The organism is uncultured Clostridium sp., assembly GCF_937920395.1.
Classification (GTDB): Bacteria; Bacillota; Clostridia; order Clostridiales; family Clostridiaceae; genus Clostridium_AD.
The window spans coordinates 1-20,765 of the sequence record NZ_CALEVF010000296.1; the positions used below are offsets into that span (position 1 = coordinate 1).

At 35.1% G+C, this 20,765-nt stretch carries 28 protein-coding genes; all 28 read left to right on the forward strand.

The window, feature by feature from the left end:
- Positions 1-694 precede the first annotated feature (694 nt).
- The 28 genes from Q0649_RS18445 (at position 695) to Q0649_RS18580 (ending at position 20,760) form a co-directional block, all read left to right on the forward strand.
- On the forward strand, positions 695-1,093 hold the full coding sequence (locus tag Q0649_RS18445; RefSeq protein ID WP_298845459.1) for a hypothetical protein: 399 nt from the start codon (positions 695-697) through the stop codon (positions 1,091-1,093).
- A 63-nt stretch (positions 1,094-1,156) separates the two neighbouring features.
- Positions 1,157-1,381: a hypothetical protein gene (locus Q0649_RS18450; RefSeq protein ID WP_298845460.1), complete on the forward strand. Its 225-nt coding sequence runs from the start codon at positions 1,157-1,159 to the stop codon at positions 1,379-1,381.
- A 159-nt stretch (positions 1,382-1,540) separates the two neighbouring features.
- A complete protein-coding gene (locus Q0649_RS18455; protein ID WP_298845461.1) occupies positions 1,541-1,888 on the forward strand; it encodes a hypothetical protein in 348 nt (115 codons plus the stop codon).
- A 3-nt stretch (positions 1,889-1,891) separates the two neighbouring features.
- On the forward strand, positions 1,892-2,128 hold the full coding sequence (locus tag Q0649_RS18460; protein ID WP_298845462.1) for a hypothetical protein: 237 nt from the start codon (positions 1,892-1,894) through the stop codon (positions 2,126-2,128).
- Between the two features lie 20 nt (positions 2,129-2,148).
- On the forward strand, positions 2,149-2,592 hold the full coding sequence (locus Q0649_RS18465) for a hypothetical protein (protein ID WP_298845463.1): 444 nt from the start codon (positions 2,149-2,151) through the stop codon (positions 2,590-2,592).
- A 2-nt stretch (positions 2,593-2,594) separates the two neighbouring features.
- On the forward strand, positions 2,595-3,140 hold the full coding sequence (locus tag Q0649_RS18470) for an HNH endonuclease (RefSeq protein WP_298845464.1): 546 nt from the start codon (positions 2,595-2,597) through the stop codon (positions 3,138-3,140).
- Between the two features lie 94 nt (positions 3,141-3,234).
- On the forward strand, positions 3,235-3,627 hold the full coding sequence (locus tag Q0649_RS18475; protein ID WP_298845465.1) for a hypothetical protein: 393 nt from the start codon (positions 3,235-3,237) through the stop codon (positions 3,625-3,627).
- Between the two features lie 28 nt (positions 3,628-3,655).
- Positions 3,656-3,865 (forward strand): hypothetical protein, encoded by a 210-nt coding sequence (locus tag Q0649_RS18480; RefSeq protein ID WP_298845466.1) that lies wholly within the window; start codon positions 3,656-3,658, stop codon positions 3,863-3,865.
- Positions 3,866-3,884: 19 nt separating this feature from the next.
- Positions 3,885-4,463 (forward strand): hypothetical protein, encoded by a 579-nt coding sequence (locus tag Q0649_RS18485; RefSeq protein ID WP_298845468.1) that lies wholly within the window; start codon positions 3,885-3,887, stop codon positions 4,461-4,463.
- 121 nt (positions 4,464-4,584) lie between these two features.
- On the forward strand, positions 4,585-4,962 hold the full coding sequence (locus Q0649_RS18490; protein ID WP_298845469.1) for a hypothetical protein: 378 nt from the start codon (positions 4,585-4,587) through the stop codon (positions 4,960-4,962).
- Between the two features lie 146 nt (positions 4,963-5,108).
- The gene (locus Q0649_RS18495; protein WP_298845471.1) at positions 5,109-5,429 is read left to right on the forward strand and encodes a helix-turn-helix domain-containing protein; all 321 of its coding nucleotides are present in this window, start codon (positions 5,109-5,111) and stop codon (positions 5,427-5,429) included.
- A 76-nt stretch (positions 5,430-5,505) separates the two neighbouring features.
- On the forward strand, positions 5,506-6,228 hold the full coding sequence (locus tag Q0649_RS18500) for a hypothetical protein (RefSeq protein ID WP_298845472.1): 723 nt from the start codon (positions 5,506-5,508) through the stop codon (positions 6,226-6,228).
- 43 nt (positions 6,229-6,271) lie between these two features.
- Complete coding sequence (locus Q0649_RS18505) at positions 6,272-6,481, forward strand: hypothetical protein (protein ID WP_298845473.1); 210 nt, start codon at positions 6,272-6,274, stop codon at positions 6,479-6,481.
- Positions 6,474-7,457, forward strand: a complete 984-nt coding sequence (locus tag Q0649_RS18510; RefSeq protein WP_298845474.1) for a hypothetical protein — start codon at positions 6,474-6,476, stop codon at positions 7,455-7,457. Before Q0649_RS18505 ends, Q0649_RS18510 begins: the two co-directional genes overlap by 8 nt.
- A 2-nt stretch (positions 7,458-7,459) precedes the next feature.
- Complete coding sequence (locus Q0649_RS18515; protein WP_298845475.1) at positions 7,460-7,861, forward strand: hypothetical protein; 402 nt, start codon at positions 7,460-7,462, stop codon at positions 7,859-7,861.
- Positions 7,851-8,225: a hypothetical protein gene (locus tag Q0649_RS18520; RefSeq protein WP_298845477.1), complete on the forward strand. Its 375-nt coding sequence runs from the start codon at positions 7,851-7,853 to the stop codon at positions 8,223-8,225. The genes Q0649_RS18515 and Q0649_RS18520 overlap by 11 nt, the downstream gene beginning before the upstream one ends.
- A 2-nt stretch (positions 8,226-8,227) precedes the next feature.
- Positions 8,228-9,013: a hypothetical protein gene (locus tag Q0649_RS18525; protein WP_298845480.1), complete on the forward strand. Its 786-nt coding sequence runs from the start codon at positions 8,228-8,230 to the stop codon at positions 9,011-9,013.
- Positions 9,014-9,057: 44 nt separating this feature from the next.
- On the forward strand, positions 9,058-9,873 hold the full coding sequence (locus Q0649_RS18530; protein ID WP_298845481.1) for a hypothetical protein: 816 nt from the start codon (positions 9,058-9,060) through the stop codon (positions 9,871-9,873).
- A gap of 4 nt (positions 9,874-9,877) precedes the next feature.
- A complete protein-coding gene (locus tag Q0649_RS18535) occupies positions 9,878-10,102 on the forward strand; it encodes a hypothetical protein (protein ID WP_298845482.1) in 225 nt (74 codons plus the stop codon).
- Complete coding sequence (locus tag Q0649_RS18540) at positions 10,102-10,551, forward strand: hypothetical protein (protein ID WP_298845483.1); 450 nt, start codon at positions 10,102-10,104, stop codon at positions 10,549-10,551. The genes Q0649_RS18535 and Q0649_RS18540 overlap by 1 nt, the downstream gene beginning before the upstream one ends.
- Entirely contained in the window at positions 10,541-12,637 is a 2,097-nt protein-coding gene (locus Q0649_RS18545) for a hypothetical protein (RefSeq protein ID WP_298845484.1), read from the forward strand. The genes Q0649_RS18540 and Q0649_RS18545 overlap by 11 nt, the downstream gene beginning before the upstream one ends.
- Before the next feature lie 50 nt (positions 12,638-12,687).
- Positions 12,688-15,105 (forward strand): hypothetical protein, encoded by a 2,418-nt coding sequence (locus Q0649_RS18550; protein WP_298845485.1) that lies wholly within the window; start codon positions 12,688-12,690, stop codon positions 15,103-15,105.
- 20 nt (positions 15,106-15,125) lie between these two features.
- Positions 15,126-16,217: a hypothetical protein gene (locus Q0649_RS18555; protein ID WP_298845486.1), complete on the forward strand. Its 1,092-nt coding sequence runs from the start codon at positions 15,126-15,128 to the stop codon at positions 16,215-16,217.
- A gap of 30 nt (positions 16,218-16,247) precedes the next feature.
- Positions 16,248-17,636 (forward strand): hypothetical protein, encoded by a 1,389-nt coding sequence (locus Q0649_RS18560; RefSeq protein ID WP_298845487.1) that lies wholly within the window; start codon positions 16,248-16,250, stop codon positions 17,634-17,636.
- 53 nt (positions 17,637-17,689) lie between these two features.
- Positions 17,690-18,619 carry a hypothetical protein gene (locus Q0649_RS18565; protein ID WP_298845489.1) on the forward strand — a complete coding sequence of 310 codons (930 nt, stop codon included), beginning with the start codon at positions 17,690-17,692 and terminating at the stop codon, positions 18,617-18,619.
- 88 nt (positions 18,620-18,707) lie between these two features.
- A complete protein-coding gene (locus Q0649_RS18570; RefSeq protein ID WP_298845491.1) occupies positions 18,708-19,376 on the forward strand; it encodes a hypothetical protein in 669 nt (222 codons plus the stop codon).
- A gap of 122 nt (positions 19,377-19,498) precedes the next feature.
- Entirely contained in the window at positions 19,499-20,029 is a 531-nt protein-coding gene (locus Q0649_RS18575) for a hypothetical protein (RefSeq protein WP_298845493.1), read from the forward strand.
- On the forward strand, positions 20,029-20,760 hold the full coding sequence (locus Q0649_RS18580) for a hypothetical protein (RefSeq protein WP_298845495.1): 732 nt from the start codon (positions 20,029-20,031) through the stop codon (positions 20,758-20,760). Before Q0649_RS18575 ends, Q0649_RS18580 begins: the two co-directional genes overlap by 1 nt.
- Positions 20,761-20,765: the final 5 nt, after the last annotated feature.

Below are 20,765 nucleotides of genomic sequence, written 5' to 3' on the forward strand. Positions count from 1 at the left end.
GCTCTTCCGATCTACCATTTCTTTCAACCCCTCATACGAGTTGGTTGTGATTGGTTTGTTTATGCTGTTTACGCATGCGCTACGCCACAATTTGTGGTTATTGCGTGTTATGTATTTTGGGTTTCCCTTTCAAGTGTGTTAATTGGTTCGCCTTCCAACACACATCAATGATCCTTCCGATATTGCTAAAGCGCGTTATAGGTCAATCGCGTTTCGCAAACTATAGCACATCAACACAAGCCACCACAAAATAAAATCCCAAAGTTGGAAGGGGTACGGGTTCAAGGGTGGGGGTCTTCCCCAAACGAATCAGCATGGCCTATGGGTGGGGGATAGTCCCAAACGCGTGTATGTTTAAATTTTTAAAATATTTTTTTGGTGTGGGTTAGTAGGTATCTTTAGATGCCGGTTCTAATCACAGTTAGTTATATATACTATTAGTATAATATACATGTTACGAGAATGTTTGAAATAGTTGTTATAATCGGCCTAAATGACTTGATTGACCGGGAAAACACTTCGTATATGTAAAGTCAGGCTATTGACAATAAAAATTGTTAAAAATCAAAATATTGACTCAAAAACACTATCAATGTATTGACGATATGATAATAATATGTATATTTGGTTTATGATTAAACGAAGTAAGAAACCAGAAGAATTTGAGGTAGTCGATTTGGGATTGAATCCTTTATTGATAGGCCTGTGTATTAAGGTTGGTAGTAAGATTAGGAAGCGTAATAAGGATGAGCCTGATGTGGATATTAAGATAGAGGCTAGTCCGTACTTGAAGTTATTTGAGATTGCTGGTGCTAAGGCAAAGATGAATGATTTAAGTCCTAGGGGTAAGGAGTTGTTGTTACATGTGATGTATAGTTTGAGGTCTGGTGAGGATTTCATGTGGTTGAATCGATCAGAGTACATGAAGAGTATGGGTATGAGTTCTGTGAACACTTTTAAGGATGCTGTGAAGGATTTATCTGCTTCAGGCTATATAATGCCACACGAACGCTTAAAGGATGTTATATGGATCAATCCTCAGTACTTCTTCAAGGGGAATAGAATTAATAAGTATCCGAACAATTTAAAATAGCTCATGATAAAATTAATAGAATCAAACAGAAAAAGAGTAAAACCAAATATACTTTCTATTGCTATGGGCTTAGGATTTGAAATATGTGAAGACGATATTTTGAACTGGTTATTGAAATGTTATCGTGTAAATAGGAAGTTATCTGAAACAAGTGGTGGATGGAGATTTGAATGGTTCATTTCTCCAAGAAAGTCTACTACTAATTATAGCGGATACATGACCAAAGAAAAGTGTATGGATGCATCTATTGAATTCATATTTAAAATGATAGATAATGGCCACAGATAAGGAATATTGGCAGGTATACTTGCATACGTACGGTATAGGCTCATTGTTGATGCAGTTGGCGCATTATGAGTCGGTAAAGAATTATGAGGAGTGTGAGGTGATAAAGAGTGTGATAGACGATCACAATTTGGTAGCAACGGTTAAACTAAAGACAAAACTATGAGACTAACAAAGAAAAAAGTACCGATCTATTTTGGTAGACTAGATATCGTAATATCCAAAGATTTCAAAAAGTCAGCTGACACACTTGGCATGAAGTGGGATCAGTTTGATGTTTCATTGTATGATGCATTTACTTATCAAAGGAGGAGTAAAAAGGGTTATTCAAGATATGTAGTATTTCTGAAGCCAAACTGTACTGCTAAAGTTGTAGCACATGAGGCTACTCATATTGTGAATTATATTTTCAATGATGTGCATGTTAAAGCTGATAGCCATAATGATGAGCCATTTGCTTATCTGTTGGGCTGGGTAGTAGGAGAGATACATAAATCACTTAAAAAATAGACTATGACAACATTAGACAAACTTGAATCTGTAGCACAGGGGCTGTTACAATTTGAAGGCCATAAAATGGTTACTATTACTCTTGATAAGAATGAACTTCCTCAATTGTTTAAAGATGTACAGGATGAATACGGTTATGGTTTTATGGCTAGGTGTGGGGAAGGATGTGGTGACGGAAGCGGTAATATTTTTGCTACTGGAATACTCCATGGTATACATTTTAATATTCAGGGTGTATGAAAAAGACATCCATAGCAGACTTGGACTTGTCGGATCCAAACAACCCTAAAGTTGTTCATCTCAATATGGGCCTTGTGAAGCAGTTTTTTCAGGACTTTGGTAAGTCAGTTCGTATAACGGTAACCTATGAGACGTACAGGCGTAAAAGGACGGTGGAGCAGAATTCATTGTTCCATGTGTATTGTCTTGAAATAGCAGATGATACTGGTCAAGACTTCGATGATGTCAAATCTACATTGAAGATGTTGTATGCTAGGAAGCCATTGCTGGATAAAGATGGTAATGAGCAATTCAACGAGAAAACAGGAGAATTATTAGAATATGTTCAGGATACCTCAAAGATGGATACAGTTGAAATGGGTAAGTTGATTGATAATACAGTAATGTTTGCATTAGACTTCTTCGGTATAGTATTAGCACCGGCTGGTGAATCAAAAGAATTAAAATTCAAAAATATAAAGTAATCATGGAAGAATATAGAACTATAATTGGATTTGAAAATTATGAGGTTAGTAATTTAGGTAATGTTAGGTCAAAAGGATTTGACTATATGGGTGAAAATAATATTAGATGTGTTATTTATCCCAGAATACTTAAATTTAATAAAGTATATGGCTATAACGCTGTTGGTATTAAAAAGGATAAGATAAATCATACTATAAGAGTTCATAGGTTGGTTGGATTTGCATTTATACCCAATCCTGAGAATAAACCTCAAATAAACCATAAGAATGGTATAAGGGACGACAACCGGGTAGAGAACTTAGAGTGGAATACTGCAAAAGAGAATATAAATCACTCTTTTAAAGTTTTGAAAAGAATACCAAATATGAAAAATGTCCATAATGGATATCAATCTAAAGTTGTTTTTAAAAAATCGATCGATGGAGAAATTATATCACAGTATGTATCCGTTGCAGAAGCCGGTAGACAAAACAATATAAATCGAAGAAGTATTTATAGTTCAATTTCAAAAAACACAATGACTCATGGATATTATTGGTGTCATTAAATAGAGCGGAAAAGATCCGTTTATGGTGTAATGAGTTTCTTCATTTTGAGTTACCGTTACCAGATGCACAGAAAAGTATAAAATTTAAATAAAAATGATTCAAATAAAAGGAGGATGCACGAGGCATGTGGTTTTGATTGGCAAGTATGCAGTCAAAATACCTCGTTTAAATTATGGGTGGCAGTTGTTTTTGAAAGGGTTGCTGGGGAATATGCAAGAAGTAAAATTCAGTTCTATGAAGGATGATCGTATGTGTCCTGTACTTTTTAGTGTACCGGGTGGGTTCATGGTCGTAATGGCAAGATGTAATAGTCTTAGTGAAGATCAGTTCGCCCTTATGGATATAGATTATTTTTGGCAACAAGATTTCAACAAGATAGGTGATCATATTGTTTACTTTGGAGACTGTAAAGTACCCGTTGAACATAAGATAGACAGCTTTGGAGTCTATAAAGGAAATATAGTCGCTATTGACTATGGGAGTTAAAATTAAATAACAACTTAAATAAAACAAAATGGAAAAATCACCAATTATGATAGAAATAGACTTAAATGAGTATATTAGTTTAATGGATAAAAAACTTAAACTTAAAGCTTTTAAGATGGCACTTCAATTAAAACCAGAACCTTCATATAACCCTATGGGAAGTAAACTTCCAAGTAGTTATTCTTGTTCAGATTTTATAAAAAATGCAGAAGCTATTTTTAAATCATTAAATTCGTAAACAATTAAAAAGCAATTATATGATGAACTACAAAAAAATCGAAGTAACAGTAAAATCTAAAAAACAGTTTGTTAAAGTGGACTTTTCTAAAGTTGAAACTAATAAAGACAAGCAGTATTTCAACACAGAATGGTCAAAGAAGAGTGACCAGCCGATCAATAAAGATCTCAGCAATGCGTTTGACAAATTAATTCCTCACTTGATGTTTGGGACTACACTTGCAGACAAGAGCATTGATCTGGATGAGAATATGGATTATCAAAAATGGTTTGACGAGCATCACTATGCAGATGACGAGCGTTTTGATGGTGTGGTGGTAACTAAGGTTCACTTCTTCGGGAATAACAATGTAGAGAGTGTTAAATTATTCGGACATAAGTTGATTGAAGAGTTTGGAAAACCTTTCAAAGTTAAAATTGAGACTCCGGTATTGGCCTTGGATCGTCATGCAGAGAATAAGTACCCATTAGTGGTAGAATTAGAGGCTGTAGCGAACGATATTCAAGTTTTGACTAAGAAATGGCTTGAGAATGGTGCTACGCTTAGTAAGGCTGAGGTAGAGGCCAAGCATGAAGAGGAAGAAGGTATTCCGGCATAAATAAGATAGAGGTCAGCAGTAGCGACAATTGATATCTTGAGCCTATCAGAAATGTTAGGCTTTTTTATTTAACTTTGTTATAGCCATAAAGCAATTCCGCTTATGAGCCATACAAAACAACATGGAAAGTAAAATAACAATTCAAATCGGAGAAGATCACAAGCCTTACATTAAATTGGTGTATAAAGCCTCTGAAGATCTTAAAGATGAAGCAGTAGCTGGTATAGTTAAACAATTAAATGGGACATCTAATACATTCTGTACACCAGCATTAATTAAAATGGAAGACGGTACGGGGTATATTTTGCCTATCCTACCAATAGGAGATGAACTTACTTATTTTGGGAACATCATTGAGAAGAAGTTATTGACTAAACCTGAACTTAAAGAAGGATTGATTCATTTGGCTAATAAAATATTGTTAGCTCTTGATCTAAAAGTAGAAACAAATCCAACACTTGCACATGAGTACGTTTCGACATCAACAGCGACAGAATAAAATTAAGATATGTTAAATAGTCTGATCCCGTTGTCGTGATGATATCGGGATTTTTTTTGTTTAAAATTTAAAATAATTACAAACTTTAATTGTTCTAACAGAAATAATATATATATTTGTTTATAATTAAAAACAATATATACATTATGAATTTAGGAAAATCAATCAGAACATTAAGGAAGTCATTAACTCCAAAGGTCACTCAAGCCGAATATGCTGAAAGCATTGGTATTACACAATCTTATCTATCCTGCATAGAAAATGGAGAAAAAGAACCTAGCACAGCACTTCTAAAAACAATTGGAGAGAAACACGATACTCCTATGCCTGTATTACTTTGGATTAGCATGGATGAAAGTGATGTGCATGATAACAAAAAAGAATCGTTTAGGATATTGAAACCTGCTATGGATGCTTTATTAAATGACTTATTTTTCACTAAGATACAGGAGGTGAAAAATGGCTAGTTTAAAATTCACTAATATTCAGCATGAATTCCGCAAGAAGCACAAGTTAAGTTGTAATGAATATGTACTTGCAGATATGATTTTCTTTCTATCTAACAACATAGAATCTAAAATTAAAGGATGGTGTTATAAATCCAGACCTTCTTTAGCAGAGGATTTAGGAGTTACAAAACAGTCAATTTTGAATTTGCTCAATACTTTGGAGCAAAAAGGCTTTATACATAGAGATCCAGAGACTATGTTCATACAATCAACTCTTAAATGGAATTCAGTCTACTTTACCGGAGGTAAAGATTCTTTACCCCTTGTAGACGGTATAGAATCTTTACTACATGGGGGTAAAGAAAGTTTACCCAATAATAATACTTTAGATAATAATAATATTCTTAATATCAATGAAGAATTTAAAAATTCTTCTGATAAATCTAAAATGTCTTCTTCAGTAGAAGCAGATCTTAAAACAAAAGAAGACTCCGCGCACCACCGGATCATTTCGAAGTTCTTTGAAGAGATGCACCCGGAATTTATTTTCAGTCCGGTACATGCTAAATCTGTGAGTCTTCTTCGGAAGAATATAGAAGCAACGTTTAAAAAGAATTCCAGAGTTGCAGATGATAAGTCAGTGGGAGACTTTGGTATTCTCCTTTTGGAAAATCTTCCAAGCTATTATTTGGATAAGGATCTTGCGGTGATTAATAGTAAATTCAATGAAATCATGTTACAAATAAAATCAGGACAAAATGGACAACAAAAATTTACAACTAAAAGGGAATCAACAGCAGCTAAGTACGGTTCTTAATGAAAAGGAGACTGAGATCGCTAAAGCTGTATGGAGATTGGATATGGTTAAGGCATTCCCGTTCGATGTAAGCGAGTTAGAGAACTGGTCTAGGCATATCTATCGTTTGTGTCCTTATGTTACTCAGGAGAGGCTGTATGAGATCGTAGACAAGTATTTAACTGGTGAGTGGATCTTCGATAAGGATCAGGGAATAGCAAACATCATTTGGCATATAAATAATCCGTCAGGAGGGGTTTGGAACAATGGGTAAAGAATCCGATTCAATAAAGATAATTCAGTATAATGATATTTTTAATGACATGGATGATTATTTGGCAAAAGACGGTCATCCCGGATTGCCAACGTGTTTCAAGTGTTTGAATGATCATTATACTCATAAGCAGGGTGGAGTAACAGATTGGACAGGATGGCCAGCTTCAGGTAAGACTTATTTCGCCTTGGAGAATTTGATGAGTCAGGCGAGTAGATATGATAAAAGATATGGGTTATTCCTTCCAGACCTTGGTTCTGATAAAGAGGCAATTCAGAAAGTTGTTAAAATGCATACTGGTAAAGATTTCAATGATAGATATCAGAACAAAATTACTTCTCGTGAATTGGCAAGTTCAATGAACTGGATATTTGATCGTTTTGTGTTTTTCAAAAGAAAAGATATGAAAGCAGGAATTACCCCTCTTGCATTTTGGGAAATGATTTGTGAATATAAAGACGATGTTGGAAAACTGGACGGTGGACTTAGTGATAGTTGGAAGAATTTTGAGCATGTTTATTCTGGTAGAGAGGATTTATATTTGGATAAGGAATTGAGCATTAGGAATGCAATGGCAGAAGACTATCAGGTTCATTTGCATACTATCGCGCATGCTGTTAAGCCAACTACAACCGAAGTACTGAATAAAAATGGTCAGTCTGGTAAGAGGAAGATTCCAACAGCGAATGAGATTAAAGGTGGAGCAGCTTGGGATTCTAATGGTAAGACTATCATAACCGTTGATAGGCCAAGTAAAAACAAGACAGAGGTTGACATTTACATAAATAAAGTTAAGCCTGAAGATGTTGGTAGGCCGGGAGCTATCATTGGAAAAATAAAATTAGATCCAAGGAAAGGAAGATATTATGAGACAATTGGTACTAAAACATGTTTTGCATATGAATGGCAAGATATACCAGTTCAGGAAGAAATAGAGTTTACTAGTGATACAGGAGCATCAGAATTACCTTTTTAATTATGGGATACGATCAAGACAAATGGAGAAAAGAAAAGATGAGTCCAATTGAACTTCATTATTTGGGTTTGTCTGAGGTTTATTTGACAGAATATGAAGATCACATGTTGCCATACTCTAAAATTATGATTGCTAAAGGGATAATTACCGAAATACAGAGCGATATGGTATTTTTTCTTCAGAAGAATAAACCAAGTGATAAATCTAATCAGCAACAAGAAAGGATAGCTATATTATCTGGGGTATTAAATTATTTTGAAAAAGTTTCGTCACACAACCAGCAAATGAGATGGACTATAAGATCAAATAATGTAGAAATCATGAAACTAAAAGAGCAAATCAAGTTTTTAGAAAATGATAATAAAACAATGACGGACGTAATCAAACTATCTGATGAGTCATAGCCTGTCAAAATATGAGATAGAGATGTTTGGTAAACTTCTTACTCTGGAATACAATCATTATTATACCATTAGAAAAGACAGGCCGGATTACGATGACTTCATTGTCATGTTGAAGAAGCGAATTGATATGTATCAAGATTTCATGTTTACTAGGGATTATTCTCAGTTTACAAGGATAATTACTGTTGAAGAAATGGAAAGAGATTTTGATGTTGAATTTGAGAATGGTATAAAAATAAAGTATCATTTCTTTCAGGGCGAAAAAAGGCAAGAAATTATGGATAAGGTGGAATACAACTTACCAGATCCACAATTTAAATCGTATAATAAAAAACAATTTGATCAAGCATTAGGAAGAAAATAATTATGGAATCAACACTGAAGAACACAGAAGGTAACGGACAGCGAAAACCTTATTTAAAAATAGCTGATGAATTGATCTTAAGATCTGGTATTTACAGACACCTATGTCGTAAAATTTTTCTTATATCAATGAAGAACGGCATAAATACTCATCATAAGAACAGGTTTAAGGATATGAATGCTGAACTTACTAAAGAGTTTAAGATTTTTGAGAAGGATGCAAATAGGATCTTAAAGTATCAAGACATTCAACTGAAGAAGAAAGATGCAGAAATAGCTAGGTTAAGAGCCTCAGTCGCTCGTCAGTTAAATACTATTAAAGATAAAAAGACTTTTAATAGAAAAATTTCTATGAAAAATCAAGTAATAACAAAACAACTCTCTAAGGTGAAATCAGTAGAAGCATTTCTAACTAAGAAATTCAGGTGGATGAGAAGTAATTCAGATGCGGTTAGAGCAGAGATGTTGTTAAGGGCTATTATTGGGTATGAAGAGCTTGTAAGAAGTGGAAAGACAACATTTCATGAATTAGTTTATTTGTCTGTAGGATACCAATTAGATGCATTTTCTAGGGCAGAAGTGACGAAAAGATTCGGGGAAGAAATAACAAGACATTTTATTAGTCAAATCAAAATTTTAGTAGAGAAGGGATATATTCGTAGATTTGATAAAAGATTATACTATTTCCTTACGCCAGAAGGGGAGAAGAGGTTTGAAGATCTTCTTAAAATACCTTATGGATATCAGTATGGTCTTTACTGGAATCGCATATTCACTAACGAAGAATAACTATGTTTAAAACAATCACGGAGAACTACATTTTATCACCTATTTTGGATCACAAAGAAAAGATTGATTTAGGTGGTCAAGAAATTTTTATAGCTAAAGACTGGGAAAATAATCTCAGGACACGAAACTGCCAGCTAGGAATAGTTGAGTGCTTAACAACAAATAATCCTCTAAACTTATGTTTAGGGGATATTGTGTTTGTAAACCATTTTACTTTTCATGGGGATATTGGAGAGAATAGGTCATTCACATTAATTGATCACGTTAAGCATGATGGGAAATTACTATTCAAAGTTCCTGTAAGAAATATTTACTTCAAATACAATGAAGGGCAAATAGAGCCAATCGGAGATATGGTTATTATTGAATCAATTCTAACTGATGCTACTTCGTCAATAGGATTAGAATTGCAACAGGCGCAATATAAAGACCGTGGTAAGGTTGTTTACGCTAAAGACACATCATTAATAGGTAAAACTGTTTTAGTTGAAAAGAACGCTTTATATGGCATTGAAATTAAACAGGAGAACTTGTTTAAGGTGATGAAGGAAGAGATTGCTGGAATTATAGAGAGTTTTGAAGGAGAAGAGGAAATATTTCCAACTGCTGGAAGAGTTTTGTTAGAAGATCATGATGATGAGATAAAAAGTAGTTTTATTGATTTGTCAATGGTAAAAAGGGGCAACACAATTAAAGCTAAAGTTATTAGGTGTGGGGAACTGGATAAAGTTCAGCGACTGGATGAATGGATAAAAGATGGGGATATGGTTCTTAGGTTTAGGAGTTACGGAGTAAGGTTCAAAGATCAGGTAATTGTAGCTTTAGCTGATGATAATATTCATGGGGTAATAAATTCATAATGTCATGGGAAATTTTGAAGAAACAAGGGACTATTTCATATTAAAAGCTGGTAATTTGGGGGCTTGCCAGCCTCAGATGGTAAGGATATTGACCTCTAAGAGTTTAGAAGACTTACTTAGAATCACAAAGGATAATGAAGGTTGGGTAAGATTGATTGGTTTATTTAAAGATAGGCCTATGACTGATTTTTTTACTGAAGAACAATTGAAAGACTTTAACATCATATAATGCAAATTGATTCTACGATAAGATCAGGTAACAAGGTTACTGATGATTACATTATACAGTTGGAAGAGGAGGTTAAATCTTTCAACGCTCAAAATTCAAAGCAACTCATTAGGTCAATAGATTTAATGGCCAGTAAAATATCTAAAGATTTAGATCTTTTGTCGAGGGAACAAACTCATGATGATGGTACTGAAGTTGAACTGTCAGGTAAGTTTGTGGATACATTCTTGAAAATGGTTAAAGATGCACCGAAGATCAAAGAATTCAGTGATTTGGTAAATTCTATGTATGAAGGTAAGCCAAATGATATTGTTGAACCAGAACCTGAGATTGTTGCTGTAGTTGAAGGTAAAGAAATACCTCTTGCCAAGCCGGTTATAAAAGTAGGGCAAAATTCTTTTGAGACGGTGATGAAAAAAGTAAAAGAAGGAGTTTTAAATGGCAGTTAAACCCGGAGAATCTATAATTATTCCTTTGTATGAAGGATTGGTTTATAAAACACCACCAGTACCTGAATTAAATACAATCAAAGGTCATGATAGACCTAAGAAGCAACAGGTATGGTATCGAAACGAAGAGTATGAGAATTGGAGCTGGAATGAGAATCCAAAAGAGGGGAGTGTATGGTTCATAGATCCAGCAGAGGGGCAGATGGAATGGTATCATGCCGAAATAAAAAGGATCATAGAGGGGGAATGGATAATGATCAATGGGAAACCTGTGTTCTTCAATTCATTCTGTTATTTCTTTCATCAATGGTTTTGGGTTAAAGAAGGGGCGTATCCATATTACAAGGATACGTCTCTTTTGTTTTTCATGTTTTTTGAAATATGCGCTACTGACCCAAAGTGTAGAGGCATGAATATGATGAAGGGTAGACGTATTGGTGTTTCTACCATGAGTATGTCTATTATGCTTCAGTATTGCCTAATCAAGCAAAATACAGAGCAGGGTATTGTATCCAAGACTGGTATTGATGCTGAGAAGATTTTCAAGTTGATGCTCGTTAATGCTTTTGATAGCTTACCACCATTTTTAAAACCTCGTATCAGCGGTAATGCGACTCCGGTTAAAGTTCTCCACGTTACCAAACCAACAGAGAAAGGGAATAAAGCTTCCCAAGGAACCGCAGCAGAGAAAGGACTTAACAATAAGGTTGAATGGCGTGCTACAAGCGCAAACGTATTTGATGGGGATGGTTTGTGGATGCTTCTTATTGATGAGGCTGGTAAATGGGAGGAAACTGATATTTCAGAATATCTTCAGGTAGCATTAAAAATTATACGTGCTGGTAAGCAGACCGGTAGAATCATCATGATTACTACTGTCAATAAAGGAGATAAGGGAGGGGACAACTATAAAATTGTATGGGATCAGTCTGATCAGACAAAGTTAGATGTCTTAGGCCAGACAAAATCCAAACTATACCGCTTATTCATCGAAGGATACCGGGGAATGGATGGTTGGATTGATAGGTATGGAAATTCTGTAATCAATACTCCAACTAAAGAACAAACAGAATGGCTGAAGGAAGATCCTAATTGTTTAAACCCATACATAGGATCCAAAGAGTTCTGTGATATCCAAAGAGCCAATTTAGAGGATGATCCTGAGGCTTATATGGAAGAAGTACGTATGGTTCCGTATAATCCTAAAGAAGTATTTGAATCGGCTAATAACCAGTGTCACTTTAATCTAAAAGATCTAAATAGTCAGATACAGTTTGTTAAAGACCTTATTTCAGAACAGGGTAGAAATCCAGAGAAAGATGATAATGGGCGTAAAGGGGCATGGAGAAAATTGCCAAATAACTCGATTACTTGGGAAGATGATAAAAAAGATGGAATGTGGTATATACTGGAATTTTTAGATGAAAAAGATTCATGTAGAAAAGGCTGTAAGGATGGTATTAATTTCCCTGACAACACTTCGTATGGTGTAGCAGGACTAGATACTTATTCCCATAGTAAGAATACAGTTGAAAAAGGATCTGATTCATGTTTAATTGTTTTCAAGAGGTACAACCCTCTAAATCCTGACAATTCAGGAATGCCAGTCGCAATGTTTATTGGTAGACCTAAGACTAAGGATGATTTTCATAAGCAAGTATATATGGGACTTGAATATTATGGAATTCGAATGTTAGCTGAAAGATCCCCTACAGATTGGGAAGATTGGGCTATCAGAGAGCATTTAGCCTCTGAGAATGATGCAAAGAAAAAGGTTGGATATTTGGTTACTACAGTAAGATCAATGAATAATACTGAGGTATACGGGATGAATCCTCAAGATGCTCAGGGAAGGGAGACTCACTTAACTAAAATGGTTGAATATGCATTGAATAATATGCATAAGATATTATTTTTGAGACTACTAAAGGACATGCTTAAATTCAACGTGAAAGAACGAACTGTATTTGATGCGTGTATGGCATTTGGATACGCTCTGATCGCATTAGATGATTCATACAAGCAAATTGTACCCAAAGAAAGAAGTACACCTCTAATACGCACATTTAAGCTTAAAACAGCTTAAAATGAAATAAACAAATATTTAATATAAATTTGTAATGAAATTTTACTAGTATGTCAGAGAAAACGACTTTATATCCTAAGAATGTATTCCCTTCTCCAATACTTCCTGATGAGGAAAAGAAAACGCCGGGATATGGTTTGGCAGTGGGAACCGCCATTTATAGCACAGCAGTATTAGGGGGTAATAGTTATTATTCATCTAGGAACATCAAATTTCAAGAAAGCAGGATTTTCGCTAATGGGAAACAACCGTTTCAGGTTTATTTGGATTTAATGCAAATAGACGGTAAAAATAGCTTTACCAATTTAGATTATCACCCAAGAGCAATCGCGCCAAAATTCAGAGACATTCTTGTAAATTCTATCATGGAGAAAGTTGAACGCGTAGAATGTGTTGGACTTTCTTTAGAAATGAAGAAGAGAAAGAATGATAAAAAAGATGATGCAGCTTTTAGAATGAAAGAAGGTGAATTCATTAAGGGGGCACAACAAGAGGCCGGAATGGAGTTTGAAGATCCTAATTCATTCACACCTGATTCTGAAGATGAATTGAATATTTGGGCTGAATTGAATGATAAGGAGCGCGAAGAACTTCTGATGGAAGAAGGTATTCAGTTTGTCCTTTACAACAATGATTGGGAAAGTATTAAAAAAGACATTGCTGGTGATTTAGTAGATACTGCAATGGCATGGACTCAGAATTACTTTGATGGATGCAATAGGATCAGGATAAGAAGGGTTAAGCCAGAGTTTATGATCTACCCTAATACAAATACTCTAAACTTCAAGGGAGTCCCTTATATGGGACATATGGAGCGAATGAGTATTACTGATGTTAGGGCTATGTGGCCTAAAATACCAGAAGCCACTTTATATGACTTAGCCAAAAATAGTATAGGCTTATACGGTAATCCAAATGATTTAGTTCAATATAATACAGAATATTCAAATAACTACAATAGGCCATATGATGGTTTTATCATTGATGTTTTGTTTTTTGAATATAAAGTCACAAAATATATCAATGTACTTACGACAAAAGACCGTAATGGGAATAAAGTAGTAGAATACGTAAAAGGTACTTATGTGCCAACAGCGGAAGATAAAAAAGTAACCAAGAAACCATTAGTCACAATTTATCAGGGAGCCTATTTAATTGGTAGTGATTGCATCCCAATGTGGGAAGAACAGCCTAACCTACTTCGTAACAACGAAGATGCTGAAGATCTTAAATTCAGTTACTCTGGTTATATGCTGAACAATGACGGAACAATGTTTCCGAAATCGCCAATAGATGCTATGAAGTCATCTATTATTCAAATGGATTTGGCTATTCTGAAAATACAACAGCATTTAGCTTCTGCTGCTCCTGATGGTTCTCGTATTGATATAGATAGTGCTCTTGAATTGGATCTTGGGAAAGGAATAGGCACTGTAAGTGCTCTTAAGCTAAGAGAGATTAGACTTCAGACTGGTGATGAGTACTGGTCAAGTAAGTCTATGTCTGGGGAAGCTGGTAGACCGGCTATCGAACAGGCAATACACAATATGGGTGATAAAATTAGTCAATTCATTAATGTATATAATTTTGAGTTGGGATGTATTAGGGATTATATCGGAGTTAACGAGGTTAGGGATGGTAGTGGTGTGAACCCAAGGATAGGATTACAGGTTATGAATAATCAAATGCAGTCTTCTAATACAGCAACAGGTCACATATACGGAGGTGTAGTTAGTATTATGACAGATACGTCGAAAGGAGTTGCAATAAGACTATGGGATACACTTAAACAATCTGATGTCAATTCAATGTACATTAAGTTGCTTGGGCAAAAAAATTCAGATTTCATCAAAAGGAGAAAGGACATTACTTCCAGTAATTACGACACTATGATCACCATAGACATGTCTCAAGATGAAAAGTTATTCTTAGAAACTCAGATTAATACAGCACTACAAGCTGGAACAATTGAATTAGAAGATGCTATTTACGTTCGTAAAGTGCCTAATTTAGATTTGGCTATTAGATATTTAGCTTTTGTTAAGAAGAAAAGAGCCAAAGAACAACAGCAACAACAAATTGAGATTCAAAATAATGCTCAACAAAATCAAGCTCAAATTGTACAACAACAAGCTAAAGAAAAAGCAGACATACAAGCTTCATTAGATCAACTTGAAATTCAAAAGACTACAGTTAAAGGCCAAATTGAGCATGATTTAATGATGCAAAAACTAATTAACGATTCTCTTTTGAAGTCTATGGATATTGAAGTAAAACAAATTCCAGATTACGTTCAAGCATTAATAGACCAACAGGTAAAGGCTGAGACGGAGAAAGAACAACAGGCTGAACAAGAACAGGCCATGCAAGAACAGCAGATGTTAGAACAACAACAGATGGAAGGTGGACAACCTCAAGATCAGATGCAACAGGAAGGGATGTCAGAACAGAATATGCAACCACAATAACATATATTAAAAATAAGATTATGAATACTGAAAACAACGAGAACACACAAAATGATGAAATGATAGAAGCTTACTTCAATGAGCCGGTAGGTGAAGGTGTAGCAGTAACTATTGACGAGACTCCTAAAGGCGAAGTTGTAGAGGAATTAAAGTCACCAGTTGATGTTGTCATTACTGAAGAGGTTAAGCCTACAGTAGTTATTCCAGAAACGGTAGTTATAACTGAAGAAGTTAAACCTGAATTTACATTAGATGATAAAGGAAGGTGGGTACTTGATAAACTTTCAAAAGGAGAAGATAAAGACATTTATGATCTTCTGAAAGATAAGTTCGCTTATGAAGGCCTTAGCGAAGAAGATAAAATTTTCACATATTTAGCAGAAAAGCATCCTCATTTAACACATGAGGATTTGGTGTTTAAGGCCGGTCAGGAATTCGGCATAGGTGTTACTCATATTGACGAGGATGATATGACACCGGAGATAAGAACGTTCCTTAGAAAGCAGGAAATTGACCGTAAAGGGCTAATTAGTGAAGCGACTAACTTCTTTAAAGAAAAATCTGCCGGAGTAGAGATCCCTAGTCTACCAAACGTATTAGATTTGGATGCTGGTTATAAGGAATATATGTCCTTTAGAGCTAATCAAGAGCAAATTAAAGCTGACCAATTAGTAGAACAAGAAAAAAACACTAGATTTGAAGAAGAAACAACATTACAAATAAATAATACAGCCAAAGAAATTGAGACATTATCATTTGATTTGAAGATTGATTTAGACCAAGGCGAGTTTGACTTGAAATCAGAATTTAAATTAGATGAAGCAAAAAGAAAAGAGTTAGCTGATTATGCTATTGAGCACGTTCCAACACAGAGTGAGCTTAAAGCATTCCAAAACCAAAATGGCGAGTTAGACATGAAGGGTTACATGACATCATTAGCGACAAAACTATTTTCTAATCAAATTCAGAAGGCTATGATTAAACAGGCCATTGCTAAAGACAGAGAAGAATTCAATGAACGCGAACTGAAGAATTCTACTTTGAGAAATTCAACTACAATGATTCAATCAGATGTAGCCTTTGATTTCCACAGTGCAGCAATGGGAGATTAAAAAGATTAACCCACTTTAAAACACACAAAAATGGCAGGTACACCGTCGCATGTAAGGATAAGTCCTTTTGCAAATCGTCAAATTCTAACTGATTTAGGCCTATTGGTTCCTAGATCATTCCCGAAGTTTATTAAAAAATATCCTTCTCTAGCTTCAAAAAACTATATTGTTTTACGTGAAGCTCAAAATAGCGCAAGTAAAGGTGCTGCTGGTATGTATACCAAAAATAAGGAGTTCTATCAATGGCAACAAAAAGGTAAAAATGCTCCGTCTTGGAAAGTAGCTACAACAGTTACCGGTTCAGGTGCAGGAGCTAATATTACTGTAACTGTTGGTACTGGATACTACCAAACTTCAGGTGGTGTCGCAGGAGTTTTATCTCCACCAGCACCGGGGCATTACTATTTCAATGATACTACTGGTCAATTGTATCAGGTAGTTTCGGTGAATACGACTACTCCTTCAGCACACACAGTTGTTTTAAGACCAACTAAAGCAGCGGTAACGGCATCAGTAGCAACAACAGACTTGTTGGTATTTAGACCTACAATCGTTGGTGAAGGGTCGGGATCACAAGAAACAATTGTACAGTTAGATGAACGCGTAGCTAATTTTTGTGCTACTATTAAATCTACCAAATCATTTTCTGATTGGAATTTATTTGAGACAATTGACATCCCTAATGATCCGTCTGGATTTGATCATTACAAACCACGCCAAATGTGGAATGAATATGATTTATTCCTAGCTCAACAAGAATATCTATTGATGTTTGGAGAGCCATTTGATAACATTGCTGGTATCCAAAATCAGCATACTGGATTAATTCCTAATGTTATTGCAAATGGACAAACAGATACGACTTCTACAGTTGTAAATGCAGCTTTCATTCAGAACATCCGTAGATTAGTAGATGCCGAAGGATATTCAATGAATTTTGACTATCTATTGAACCTTGAGCTTCGTATGAAGATAGAAGATTTCATTGCATCTACTTACAATGCAGGTGCTATTGTTTATGCTAACAAAGATGCATTTGAGGGTGAAGGAGCTGAGATTAACAGGAACTTTAAAGCATATGATGTTCATGGTATCCAGTTAAATTTCAAAACATACGATTACTTCAGTTCAGCGAATATCAATGGTGCCCCTATTAATACCGGGTTCTATAACAACGCAGGGTTATTAATACCTCGTGGAGATGGAGTTAATCCAGAAGATGGTACAAACGTTCCTCGTTTCAATATCAGATGGCAAGGACAAAGCGAGCAAGATACTCCTATTCGTGTAAGAGCGACAGGTGGTTTGGCTCCTACTCCTACTGATGATACTGAGAAATTAGTTATTTCACATGTAACAACAAAAGGGTTACAAGCCTTTGGACTAAATGGTTACATTTGGACTAAACTAGGTTCTTAATCAATAAATAGGGAATGGCATGGTGTCATTCCCTTTATCATTTCAATACAATTATGGATAACGAACAAGAAACACCAAAATTAACAGGCATTAAAGCTTACCATGAGAAGAAAAGGCTTGAGAAAGAACAAAAGAGTAGCTTGAGAAAGCAACTTGAAAGCATCAAAGAAACTTCTTACCAAACAGAAACTATCGAAGAAATAGATTTTGGTATAGACATTAACAAAACTTACGTGTTTGAAGTACTAGAGAAATCTACAAATTCAAGACACCAGATATTAAGTGCTACGTGTAAGATATTTGATGGTGAACAAGGCCGTATGCGTACGATTAAATATATTCCTATTGCTGATACAATTTTTGTAGATGAAATGGGAGAAAGGTATGATGGATATCCTGATCAAGTCCTTAGTTTACATAACAATCAATTAACAGCGGAGGGATCAGATGTGAGATTAGTTGAGTATTTGCTTTCTCATGATGAGTATGATGGGAATCCTAATCGAATATCAAAAAGACCACCTCTTTATACTTTGGTCAATAAACATGACTTAGAGAAAAGAAAAGAGGCTATATTTGGCGCCAAGTTGAAAGCGTTAAATATTATAAATGAAAACGCGATTGAAGAGCTAATGCCTATAGCTAGAGTTGTATTTAACATTATGGATACTGATGAACTTATTGTTAAGAATAAGCTTAGAGCATATGCCGAAACTGAAAATAATGGGTCAATTAATATTATCAATAACTTTGGCAGTCCTAAGACTAAACGTGCTTATGTAGTTCAAGCATCTTTAGATCAAGGAATCATTGAAGTAGATGTTAAGAATCACTCTCTAGTTTGGGCAGAGACAAAAATTCAAATTACAGAGGTTAGAGCTGTGAAGGATTTAGAAGCCCAATTATCAGAGATTACAGATTTCACTTTCACTCCAATCGGAGAAAAAGTTTATGATGTTTTAAAAGCAAGAGTTACTTTTTGAGTTCTTCGTTAGTTTCATAGTTGCGGGTCTGTACTTTAAAAGGTACAGGCCTTTTTTATTTATATTTGTTTTTAAGGTATATTTGTTTATGATATCAATCAACGAGATATACGAAACAGTACAGAATTTGGCTCAAAAGGCACAACATGGGGCAATTACTGTGACTGAGTTCAATAAGTATGCTAACATGGCATCTATTGACCTATTCAATGAGAAATTAGGTTCTCCGAGGGATTATTACAAGCTTCAAAAGGCAATTAGTAAAACAAGTTCTAGTATGAATAAGGAGATTGATCAATCGTTAAGGCCTTTTTTGAAAAGGGATGTCCCCATAACTATAACTTCTAATAAGGGCACTATACCTACAGATAACGAATATGTAGATGTAATTACCTATAATACTAAATCGGTCAAATGGGTTCCTAATAATAAAATTTCAAGTTATCTTAATAGTACCATTGATGTACCTACGGTGTTATATCCAATTTATACTGATTTAGAGACTCAGATTGAAGTTTATCCGTCTATGATAGCTACAGTTTTGATGACCTATTACGGGACACCTAAAACTGTTAAGTGGAACTATACTATAGTATCAGGAAGGCCGGTATATGCATCTACTGGATCTGTTGACTATGAGTGGTATCAAACACAGAAATTGGATTTAATTAATAGGATACTTGCATATGTGGGTATTACGATCAGAGATGTTGAAATGGTTCAGTACGCAACAAATGAAGAAAATACTATCGCATGATACAGACAAAAATAGAAGTAGTTCAGGAGATACTTTACGAAGTATACGGGGGCATTACCTCAAGTGATGTAAGGCTTAGTGAAAGATTTGTACTTGGGAAAGTCAACAATAAAATAGCTTCGTTGGCTGTTGTTAACGCGTACCAGTTAACGAATGTTGAAGGAATAACATATGCTGATGATTTTTTCTATATCACATTTGAAGATATACCTGTGCTTTATAGTAACAATACAGGGTTTTATTATTTTAAATTACCAGCACAACCAATAGGACTCCCAAGAGAAAGGTCATTCAATTTGTATCCTTCAAAAACTAGTGGATGTACCGGTATGGATTCAACGCTGTTTAAGATGATGCCAAGACACGAAGTCCAGAGGCGTAGGTCGCTTCCAAACATGAATAAGGTGTACTGCTTCATTCAAGACTTTAAAATGCATATGCTGGTTCCGGATAGTATGCCTGTGTTTAATGTGAAAACAATAAACTTAGTGATTGCCAGTGCAGACGGAGGACTGGATTCTCAATTGAATCTGCCACAGGATATGATAGATACGTTAAAGAAATCTGTAGTTGCTGAATTAAGAGCAATCATACTTGGGGTTCCTCAAGACATTAAAAATGATGGAGTTGAAATTTTAGAACCTAAAGCATAATGGAGACAAATATAAGTTTAGATGAGGTTATCAACTATTATCTATCAGCATGGGAATTACCAGACAGCCAGTATGGACGTATATCTGATTTAGGTATCAGAGGGTACAGACAGATTTATATGCATGCTACAGCAACTCCAATTGAGATTCCGATTGAAGTATTGGCAAATAAAACATCATTGCTTCCTTGTGACTGCCTGAGTAAGATCAGGATTGGTGTTTTAAATGGCCAAGGTGAAGTATCTCCATTAACAGAAGATGGATCTATTGGTTTTGCAGGAAACAGTTCACCTTCGCGTACTTCTCAACAGAGTGTGCCAATTTTGTTGAATAATGATGCTAATATTTATTATGATCCAAATGGGAATTACGTAGCCCCATTTATATTTGGTCAGTTTGGATCAGGAGCTAAGAGTGATCTTGGCTTTTATAATATAGATTGGGGTTCAAGGATTATTACATATGACTTTAATTTCCCGTACAGTGAGGTTTACATCAAGTATATGCCAGTATTTAGCAATAATGGTGAGTATCCTGTCAATCCATTCTTTTTGGAAGCTATTATGGCCTTTATTGAATGGAATGATAAGCGAAGAAGTACAGTAGATCGAAATTCAGCAGAAAAGAGATATTATAATGAATTTAGAGTCGGGAAAAGAAGTATTGTTTCTTTCGATCTAGAACAGGCAATTTTGCAATACAACAGGACTACTAGAATCGCACGTTTTTAAATAAA